General features: G+C 72.9%; 8 protein-coding genes. All 8 read left to right on the forward strand.

All coding sequences use genetic code 11. The features are described 5' to 3' along the window. Positions 1-267: 267 nt before the first annotated feature. Positions 268-1,233, forward strand: coding sequence for an aldo/keto reductase (locus ABZ078_RS33705; RefSeq protein ID WP_189905172.1), 966 nt, complete (start codon positions 268-270; stop codon positions 1,231-1,233). A 145-nt stretch (positions 1,234-1,378) separates the two neighbouring features. Continuing rightward, positions 1,379-2,317, forward strand: coding sequence for a GNAT family N-acetyltransferase (locus ABZ078_RS33710; protein ID WP_356581633.1), 939 nt, complete (start codon positions 1,379-1,381; stop codon positions 2,315-2,317). 45 nt (positions 2,318-2,362) lie between these two features. Continuing rightward, entirely contained in the window at positions 2,363-3,868 is a 1,506-nt protein-coding gene (locus ABZ078_RS33715) for a hypothetical protein (RefSeq protein WP_356581635.1), read from the forward strand. Further along, positions 3,861-4,328 (forward strand): hypothetical protein, encoded by a 468-nt coding sequence (locus ABZ078_RS33720; RefSeq protein ID WP_189905178.1) that lies wholly within the window; start codon positions 3,861-3,863, stop codon positions 4,326-4,328. The genes ABZ078_RS33715 and ABZ078_RS33720 overlap by 8 nt, the downstream gene beginning before the upstream one ends. Beyond that, the gene (locus tag ABZ078_RS33725) at positions 4,325-5,107 is read left to right on the forward strand and encodes a methyltransferase domain-containing protein (RefSeq protein ID WP_189905180.1); all 783 of its coding nucleotides are present in this window, start codon (positions 4,325-4,327) and stop codon (positions 5,105-5,107) included. Before ABZ078_RS33720 ends, ABZ078_RS33725 begins: the two co-directional genes overlap by 4 nt. Next, complete coding sequence (locus ABZ078_RS33730; protein WP_189905182.1) at positions 5,104-7,056, forward strand: hypothetical protein; 1,953 nt, start codon at positions 5,104-5,106, stop codon at positions 7,054-7,056. The genes ABZ078_RS33725 and ABZ078_RS33730 overlap by 4 nt, the downstream gene beginning before the upstream one ends. Continuing rightward, complete coding sequence (locus ABZ078_RS33735; protein ID WP_189905184.1) at positions 7,056-7,736, forward strand: HAD hydrolase-like protein; 681 nt, start codon at positions 7,056-7,058, stop codon at positions 7,734-7,736. The genes ABZ078_RS33730 and ABZ078_RS33735 overlap by 1 nt, the downstream gene beginning before the upstream one ends. An 84-nt stretch (positions 7,737-7,820) precedes the next feature. After that, on the forward strand, positions 7,821-10,000 hold a 2,180-nt coding region (locus ABZ078_RS33740), incomplete at its 3' end, for a radical SAM protein (RefSeq protein ID WP_356581638.1).

Below are 10,000 nucleotides of genomic sequence, written 5' to 3' on the forward strand. Positions count from 1 at the left end.
CCGGTGCCCGACGATGCCACGGTGATTGGGGGCAGGCTGGCAGCACCGCCGCCGCCCTCTAACTCTTTCGCGCCGACGCGCCCGCGCCCTATGCAGCAGGCCGAAGCGGCGCCTGATACCCCGCGAAGAGAGCGAGCCTTCGTGACCGCTTCATACTTGTCCCCTCGGCGCCTGATTGCCGGGCGGGACGAACATCCTCTGGGGGTCGGCTGTCGACCCGTCGGTGGCCCAGCGACCAACGAAGGTCGTCCGGTCGGTTGGGCTCGCGTGGCCGACAGCAGCGCGGTCGATGCCCTCCTTCGCGCGCACGCCCTGGGCGCGACCGTGTTCGACACCTCAGACGTCTACGGACTGGGCCACTCGCAGAGGCTCCTGGGCAAGATGCTCGCCCAAGTGCCGCGCTCAAGCGTGCGCATCACGTGCACCATCGGCACGTACAAGGGCACCGGCCAGCACGCCTACAGCTCCCTCAACCTCTTCCGCCAGGTGGAACAAACCCAGGAGAACCTAGGCGTGAGGCACCTCGACGTGCTGGTCCTCGCCCACGCCGACTTCGGGCCGGGCGACCGCTACCTCGATGAAGCGCGGGACACCCTGCAGGCCCTGCGCGACTCCGGCGACGTCGCGGCGATCGGCATGCGCGTGCCGAGCATCTTGCCGGCAAGTCCAGCCGCCGCCGACCCGAGCACCGGCCACTGGGGAAGCCAGCCGCGCTACGACTTCCTCTTCGAGCAGCTCAACCCTCAGGTCCTCAGCACCGCCGCCAATCCGCTCGAGCCGCAGACCGATCACGCTGCCGCGGCCGAAGCTCGTAGTGGGGAGAGCGTCTTCTCCTTCGCGCGCCGACACGGCGCCTCCACCATGATCCACGAACCGCTCCTGCACGGACTGCTCACCGGGAAGTACGGTCCCGACGCGGCCTTCTCGTCCGGCGACGTTCGCTCCCGGTACACCCCAGCAATCCTCGAGATCATCGACCGCGGTTTGGAGGCCCTCCGCACCCGCTTCGGGGCGGATCCCCGGGCTCTCGCGCGAATCGCCTTGCACTACTGCCTCAGGCGCTGCTCCGACTCCATCGTGCTGACGGGTATTTCCGGCCCAGAGCAGGCGGAGGCGAACTATGCGGGATTCCACTCCGAGATGACCGACGACGACTACGCCTTCGCCGAGAGCACATACGCAGCCCTGAACCATGCACTGAGCCGACAGATCCCATCAGCCGCAATGCGATAACCCCACCGGACACGAGAGCCCCGCGGAGACGCCGCCCCAAGCGGCAGTTCTCACCGCTCTCCTGAGCCGGCACCCGGGGAGCCACCTGTGCACGGCCATACTGCGGGCGGCGTACGGCGCCCGTGCCTGCCGAAAGGCCCACAGCATGAACGACATCAGGCGTAGCAACACCGGTGGCGACGAACCCACCACCGGTCCGCACACTCAGCTGAACAGCCCGGACTCCCGGATCGGCCTTGTCGGCAGCCTGGAGCCTGGCCTGTGCGAGGAACTTGCCGACCTGGCCCAGCGGTGCATCGCCGGATACAGCGACGACCGCCCGGTCAGCGCCTCCCTCGTGCGCTCCCGGCTGGCGAACGCGCTGACCGGAGCACCGCCCGTGCTCGCGGTGGCCCGACACGGGAGGGAGGTGACCGGGTGGTGTGCCGTGCGGCGCCCGGAGCCTGGCGAGGCGCGGGCCCGGCTGTGGGGTCCGGTCGTCGCTCCGTCGGCCCGTCGAGTGGGCTTGGGTCGAAGGCTGCTGCGGAGGGTGGTGGACGCGGTTGAGTGGCCGTTGGTGACCACGGACGTACCCGTAGACCGGGCCGGCGCCGGTGACTTCTTCTCGGGGTCCGGATGGGAGGTGCTGGACACCATCACCGTGCTGCATGGCTCCCCGGCCGCCAGCGTTGGCGTACTCGACGCCATCACTGCGGCCGATGTGACGGACCTGGAGGCGTATGTCGCCACGGCGGCTCGCCGGTTCGCCGGCGTGGAGGCGTCGTTCGCCGAGTCGACGCTGCCGCGGTGGCGCGATGACGCGCGGTTCCGCCCCGAGACTCTGCTGCTCGACCCTCCGACCGGGTCGCTGCTGCTGGCCTTGGCCCAGCGGAACGACACCGCCAGCGAGCTGCTGTTGGCCGAGGTGTGGGCCGCCGAGGCAGATGTCCGCAGGCGTCTGATTGCTCAGGCGCACGCCGTGGCCGCAGGCCGGAAGGTGGCGATCGTCCGCGCGGTGACCCGGCAGGGTCCGGCCGACTTCGTCGCCTGCGGGATGCGCGTCACCGGCCGCTGCCACACCTTCGCCCTTCCCGGCGGGCGCTGAGCCCCCGGATTCCCTGACCAACACTCCTTTGACAGGAGGGCATTTATGCCCGCATCCGTGAATCCGCCGCTCGTTCACGCGGTCGACGTCATCGGCACCCGGGACGAGGCTCGCCACCTGGCCGGAGAACTCGCCGAACGCCTCGGCATCAGCCCCGACGTGGAGCGCATGGTCTGGGACGAGGCGTCGGTGTCGTGGGTGTGCGCGCTCGTCGACGGTGGCCGCGGCCGGCTGACGCTGGCCGCGCCAGCGGATCCGGCCGCGACCGCGGCCGACACGCATCGGCTCGTCGCGGCGTTCGAGCGGGGAACGCCGGCCGAGGCCGAGGCGTTCTTCGCGGCTGCACGGCACCTTCCGTTCACCGCTACGGAGGTCGCCGCTGCCGTGGCCGAGCTGCCGCTGACGAGCCGGCTGGCCGACCGGTGGCCGGACAAGCCGCTGGCCGGGGTGGGTGTGCTGCTGACGATCCACCACATGCGGGACTTCCTCGTCCTGGTCGACAGTCTGCTCGCCCTGGGCGTGGACCCGGCGCACATGACCGTGATCGACAAGGAGTACCCCTACGCGCACACCCACCGGGTGGACGCGCACTTGGTGCACCGGCACGGCATCAGGGTGTGGCGCTACCGGGACTTGCGCGAGGGGATCGAGGACCACATCGGCCGTGTCGCTGCCGCGGGCAAGCACAGCGTGATCATGGACGACGGCGGCTATGTGATGCCCACCGTCCTGCGTGAGCTGCCCGAGCAGGCCGGGCACTTCACCGGGTTGGTGGAGCAGACCACCTCCGGTATCCGGAAGGTGGAGGGGCTCGAGCTGCCGCTGCCGCTGTTCAGCGTCGCCGAGAGCGACATGAAGGGCATGATCGAGTCGTACGGCATCGCCGACGCGGCGGTGCGCAACACGCTGCGGCTGCTGCCGGACGAGAAGTTCGAGGGCCAGCCGGCGCTCGTGCTCGGCTTCGGCCGGATCGGGCACGAGGTCGCCCGCGTCCTGGAGATACGGCGGATGCGGGTCGCGGTGTTCGACGCCGACATCACCCGCCTGGTCGCCGCGCACGAGGAGGGCTTCCTGACGGGGCGGTCGCTGGAGGACCTGGTGCGTGCGCACCGGCCGCGGCTGGTCGTCGGCTGCGTCGGCAGTCGCAGCTTCGGCCTGCGCGAGGCCCGGCTCCTGCCGGAGCGGTCGTTCCTGGTGAGCACCACCAGCCGGAACTTCGAGTTCGCGCTCGACGAGCTGCGCGAGGGCAGCACGACCGTGACGGACCGGGGCGTGCTGGGCACCAGCTACCAGCTCGCCGACGGTCCCGGCATCTGCGTCCTCGGGCATGGCATGCCGATCAACTTTCACTTCGCCGAGTCCCTGTCCAACCGCTACGTCGACCTGGTCCTGGCCGGTCTCGCGGTCGGCGCCGTGGCCGTGGCCGGCCGGGACGAGCGGCTGCGCCCGGGCCACAACGTGGCCGCCACCAACGCGATCCTCGCCGAGTCGGGCATCGTCGACGACTACTACCGTCTCTACGGCCCGGCCGCCGGAGCCGGACGTGGGTGAGCGGATCTTCACCCTCGACGACCTCAGCGGCGTCCGGTCGGTCTGCGGGTGCCTGGCCTGCAAACTGAGCACGGTTTTCGCCGAGTACCTCGCTGACCTGCGTACCGGCTACCCCGGCAAGGTCACGACGCTGGGGCATCGCGGGGCCGCGCCGGGGACGACGGCCGTGCCGCACTTCCTCGCCGTGCGCGTGGGTGACGCGCTCTTGGACGTCGTGGTGTGGGAGGAGATGCGCCCGGACCAGCTCAGGGCCTGGCTCCCGGCCGCCGAAGCCCGGGCCCGGGTGCCGCAGCTGGCCGCACGAATACCGCGCCTGGTCCGCATCCGCCAGGCCCTGCGCGCTGGCACGTTCACCCCCTCGGGGCCGACGGGCGCCGCCCTTTCCGCCGGCGGCCGTTACCCCTCGTTCCGTTTCCTCGTCGAGCACTGGCCCACCCTCAAGAAGGAGTTCACCCCATGACCGCTGCCTCTTCTGACTTCGGCGCCGTCGGCACCGACTACGCCGCCTACTCCGAGGGCGGGCGTGGCCTGCTCCGCCACGAGATCGTGGCGCGTCGCGTCCTCACGGAGCTCGGCGACGAGCCCGCCCGCGTCCTGGACGTCGGCTGCGGCGACGGCGAGATGGTGTTGCGCCTGGCCGCGGCCGGCCACCACGTCACGGGAGCGGAGGTCTCCGCCGAGATGCTGGGGCGTGCCAAGGAGAAGCTGGCGGCGGCTGGCGTCGCGGACCGCGTGCGGCTCGTCGAGGGCGACATCTACGACCTGCCCTTCGACGGTGAGGTCTTCGACGCGGTCGTCTGCCACGGCGTCGTGATGTACCTGCCCGACTCCGCCGAGCCCGTCCGCAACCTCGCCCGGCTCGTCGCCGCCGGCGGCCTCCTGAGCATTCTGACGAAGAACGCCCTCGCGGTCGGGGTGCGTGAGGCCCTGCGAGGTGAGTACGACTCCGCCCTCGCTCAGATCGAGAGCGGTCAGGCGTCGAGCATGGGCCATCTCGGCTACGTCACCCGCGGCGACACCCCCGAGTACCTGGACCAGCTCGCCCGCGACAACGGCTTGTCCCCGCTGCCGTGGCAGGGCGTGCGGGTCTTCCACGACCACTTCCCGAAGGACTGGCACCCCGAGCCGGAGGTGTTCGCCAAGGCGCTCGCGGTGGAGTGGGCCGCCTCCAGCCGCAGCCCGTATCGCGAGCTGGGCCGCCTGGTGCATGCCGTGGCCCGCCGCGAGGCCACCTCGTGACCGCGAGCACCGCCATCCGGCCGCTCACCGTCGGCCGCCTCGCCCGGGATCTCGCGGCCCGGGCGGGGCGGCCCGTGTCGGCGCTGCGCTGCTACGAGTCGCTGGCGGCCCTGTGGATCCGCGGCTGTGACACCGACCTGCCGGGAGCGCAGCTTCTGCAGGAGATGACGTCTCGCGCGGCGCGTCGACTTGCCGCCGGCGAGGACTCCCTCGTCGCTCCCGAGTACCACCGCGTCCCCAACCGGTTACTGAGAGACGAGTCGTTCGTACGCCTGCCGGCGTCCCTGGCCGTGCAAGGGGTGGAGTGGCAGGACGCGATCACCCTGGCCCGGACCTGGCTGGAGGGTCGGGGGTGGGCCGGGCCGGTCCTTGTGGCGGGTGTGCGCACGGGCGGGGCGTATCTGGCGCCGCTGGTCGCTGCCCAGCTGGAGGCCGCGGGCGTGGACGTGCGGTTGACGAGCGTGCGGCCCGGCGAGCGGCCGGAGGTCGGGGACCGGCGGGTGCTGCTGGTGGACGACCCGCCACTGACCGGCCGCACGCTGCGCTCGCTCGCCCGGGATGTGCCCGGGCCGGCCGGGGTTGAGGTGCTGGTGCCGGTGTTCGACGCCGCCGACGTCCAGGGACTGCGGGAGGCCGGGGTCGCGGTCACCGTGTTGCCGCGCGAGCAGTGGCAGTCCACCCGCCGGCTGGAGCCCGGTGCCCTGTCCGCCTACCTGACGGCCGAGGCCGACTGGCAGGGCGCGGGCCGCCCGCCGGTCCTGGACGGTCTCGTGCCGGGGCGGGAGAACTCCGCGCTGGCGCCGTGGCCGGGCCTGCGGCGCCGCTCCCCGGCCAAGGCCGCCGTCCGGCTGCGCACCCCGGAGGGGGTGCGGCAGGCGGTGGCGGGCTGGGTGCCGCCGGGGATCTTCGGTGACGCCGCCCGCGCCGCGGCCGCCGCCGTGCGCAGTCCCGTTCCTCCGGCCACGCTCGCCGTGGCGCCCGCCCTCGTGATCAGCGAGGATCTCACCCCCGCCGCTCCGCTCGGGCCGCAGCCGGCGCCGCACCTGCTGGAGGAGGCGGTGGACTACGTCCTCGCCCGCGCCCGGCAGCTTCCGGTAGAGCCGGCCGGGCGCGGGGCGCCGATGCCCGCGGTCCTGTGCACGGTGGCCCAGGCGATCACCGGCGAGGACAACCCCGGGGCCGCCGTGCGGCTGCACCTTCTGCTGTCCGCGCTGCCCTCCGCTCTGCCGGACAACCGGTGCGAGGCGGAGAAGTGGTTCCTCGACGGCGCCGGACGCCTGCGCAAGACCGGGCACCTCGGCCACGCCTACCGCCGCGACAACGAGCTGCTCACCCCGCTGCTCGACCTTGCCGCGCTCGCCGTCGCGTTCGGCAGCGGCCTGGAAGCCGTCGCCGAGGCCCTCGCCCGGCGCCTGCCGGGCGGCCGGTCCTGGCACGCGGCGCTCGCTGTGGCCCTGCTCTGCTACGGGACGGCCCGCGGCGAACAGCTCCCGCGCACCTACAACCCCCAGCGCGCGGCCGAGACCGCCGTGGAGGCGTACCGGCTCCAGCGCGGCATGTCCGAAGCGGCCGGGCTCCTCCAGCACGTCCTGAACGACGCGGCGGTCGGCCGGGAGGCGGCTGTACCGAGGGTGGTGCGCTGGTGGGCGCAGCCGCCCGGAGCGCTGGTGCAGCCCCGGCTGCCCTTCGGCGGCACCCCGGCTCCCGAGACCGGGCCCGGCCCGGAGGGTGAGGAGAGGGAGATGACGTTGAAGGCCGTCGCACGGTGGGCCGATGGCCGGTTCCACCCGGTACCCGAGCGGCAGGTGCTGCTGCTCGCCCCGGTGGGTCCCGCGTCGGCCTGGCCGCCAGCCCGGTCCGCGCTGGAGGACCTCGCCGGGCTGCTGCCCCGCCCCGGCCTGCTCGGCTGGTGCGGCGTGCCCCTCGTGTCTCTGGGCGAGGCGGGCTGATGGCGATGCTGGTGTTCGACTTCGACGGTGTCCTGCACGACTCCCGCAACCGGGCCTGGCGCTGCTACCAGCAGGCCCGAACGGAGATGGAGTTGTGGGCGCTGCCCGACCTGGCCGGTACCGGCGATCTGCCGCTCGTCTATCAGGGCGTGCTCTCGGAATCGCTGACCCGGTGGGTCGACTTCGAGGTCGCCGAGCGGTTCTGGAAGCGGCACGCCGAGCTGACGGCCCGGGCCGCCGCCGACGAGCCGGACGGCGTCATCCCGGAGTTGGCCAGCCCGCTGGCCGGCCTGGCCGCCGGGCCGGGATACGCGGTGGTCACCGGAAGTCACCACACCACCGTCCGCAACCTGCTCGCCCGTGACCTCACCGAGGAGGCGATGCCCCACATCCTGCTCTCCCGCGACGAGTCGGGCAGCAAGACCGACAAGCTCCACGATCTGCGCACCCGGTACGGCGCGTCGGCGTACGTCGGCGACACCGGCAGCGACGTGCGCCACGCCCACGCCGCCGGGCTGACCGCGATCGCCGTCGCGTACGGCTACGCGAGCCGCGAGGACCTCACCGCCGCCGGCCCCGACCTGATTCTGGCCACCCCGGCTGACCTGGCCGCCTGGTGCCGAGCCCACGCCGGAGTCCCGGGCCCCGCTCCCGCGCCGGCACCGTCCCGCACCACCTGACCGCATACCCAACACCGCCCGCCCACCCCGGGGACCTCCTGACCCCCCGGGGGCTGGTAGGCCCTGCCCGGAAGGACCTTCCGCATGGCCGACACGACCACCGCGGCGCTCGACCGGCTGGCCCGCGCCGTCGCCACCGCGCACCCCGACCGCCCGCTGACCGACCCGGACCGGACCGCCCTCGCACCCCTGCTGATCTCGCCCGACGACCTGCGGGCCCGCCTGGAGCACCACCTGGACGGTGCGGCGGGAAGGGTGAGGGTCACCGGCACCCTGCAGCGACGTCTGCTGCTTCTGGAACGCCCGACGGGCGGGTGGGTCGCGGCCGACCTGTCCGGCGCCGAGCACGCCTCCCGCCACTGGCCGACCTGGGCCACGGAGCACATGCGGCTGGAGACGCCGGAGTCCTGGCTGTCGTACGCCGACCTGAGGGAGACCGCCGTCTACCGGCTGACCCGGCCGGCCGTGCACCTGATGGCCCTGTACCACCCGGAGGTCTTCCCGCTGCCGCGCTTCCCCCTGGGGATCAGCGACGTGGCCCGCGCGGCCCGCGGCACGCTGATGGGCGCGGTCACCCTGTCCGACATGCAGTTAGGCGTCACGCTGGAGGACCTGCTCAAGCAGCTCACCACCCAGGCGCCGGACATCGTCGGCATCTCGGCGACGTTCGGCCAGCACGACCTGATGCTCCAGCTTCTCGACGCGGCCTTCGCCCTGCCCACCCCACCGCTCGTGGTGGCCGGCGGAAGCCTCACCGCCCGCAACGAGACCCTCCTCCTGGAGCGCTACCCCGACCTGCTGGTCGCCCGCGGCGGCGGCGAGGCCACCATCGAAGCGATCCTGGCCCATTGGCACGGCGACATCCGCCGCGAGGAGATACCCGGCATCGGCTACACCGGCGCCGCCCGCGGCGGCGGCATGACCATCGCCCGGCGCCACACCGCCAAGCCCGTCGCCCGGGACGCCAGCAGCGACATCCTGCCCGAGCTCGACCTGCTGCCGGCCACCTTCGCCCACCACGGCGTGGCCCAGCTCGAGACCAGCCGCGGCTGCACCAACACCTGCTCCTTCTGCCCGCGCGGCCACAAGGGCCTGTGGGCCGGCATGGCCCCGGAGGTGCTGCGGGGGATCCTCACCGAGATCCGCCAGGTCTTCGACCGGCACCCGCACATCTCCCGCACCCTGTACCTGGTCGACGAGGAGATCATCGGCGCCGGCCCCGACGCCGTCGGCCGGGTCCTGGAGCTCGCGCGCACCCTGCACGAGGCCGGGTTCGCCTGGGAGTCCAGCTGCCGCATCGACCAGACCGTGCGCACCGACCAGGACGAGGCGTGGCATGTCGAACGGGCCCGCATGTGGCGCGCCCTCGTCGAGACGGGCCTTCGCCGGATGCTGTTCGGCGTGGAGTCCGGCGTCGACTCCATCCTGGCCCGCTTCAACAAGGAGACCACCGCCGAGCAGAACGCGCTGGCGATCCGGACCCTGTCCGCGCTCGACGTCCCCACCCGCTACACGTACATCACCTTCGACCCGCTGATGACCCTGGACGAGCTGAAGGCGACCTACGCCTTCCAGGGGCGCACCGATCTGCTGCTGCGGCCCCAGCCCGGCCTGGACGCGCGGGAGATCGTCCGCGGCGTCCGCGACGAGGAGTGGGTGGCCGAGCACACCACCGGCCGGCCCCTGCACACGGGGATCAGCTACATGCTCGTGTCGATGGAGTGCCTGATCGGCGCCGCCTACACCCGGCAGGCGACCGCCGCCGGGCTGACCGGGCAGCCCGAGCCGCTCATGGGCCGCGTCGCCTGCCGCTACCGGGACTGGCGGATCGGCGTCGCCAGCAACTGGGCGCAGCGGTGGGTGGACCGCCACTTCGCCCTCGACTACACCCTCAAGAGCCTGGAGAAGGTCCTCGACGGCGCGCCCCGGCACGCCGTCCGGCAGGCGCGTGTGGTGCTGAAGGACGCCGCGTACCAGGTCCTCGGCGACATGATCGGCGCGATCGAGCAGCACGACCTCGAACGGCCTGGGCAGGAGGCGGCACTGTCCGGGCGGATCGAGGCGGCGCTGGAGGAGCGGGCCGGGATGCTGCGCCGGCGGATGGCGACCACGGTGGACGAGGTCAAGGGCCGTCTCACCGGGGAGCACGCGGCCACCCTCGCCCGGGAGCCCTGCTCCTACCTGCACGCCGGCGACACGTTCCACCTGGTCCGCTCGGGCCTCCTGGGCGGCAAGGGCGTAGCGGACGGCGTCCGGCGTCACCC

The organism is Streptomyces sp. NPDC006385 (assembly GCF_040612485.1).
GTDB lineage: Bacteria > Actinomycetota > Actinomycetes > Streptomycetales > Streptomycetaceae > Streptomyces.

Bases quoted from the DNA above. Each gene is read 5' to 3' on its own strand.
- ABZ078_RS33710 (WP_356581633.1), top strand. From the start codon at position 1,379: ATGAACGACATCAGGCGTAGCAACACCGGTGGCGACGAACCCACCACC.
- ABZ078_RS33715 (WP_356581635.1), top strand. From the start codon at position 2,363: ATGCCCGCATCCGTGAATCCGCCGCTCGTTCACGCGGTCGACGTCATC.
- ABZ078_RS33725 (WP_189905180.1), top strand. From the start codon at position 4,325: ATGACCGCTGCCTCTTCTGACTTCGGCGCCGTCGGCACCGACTACGCC.
- ABZ078_RS33735 (WP_189905184.1), top strand. From the start codon at position 7,056: ATGGCGATGCTGGTGTTCGACTTCGACGGTGTCCTGCACGACTCCCGC.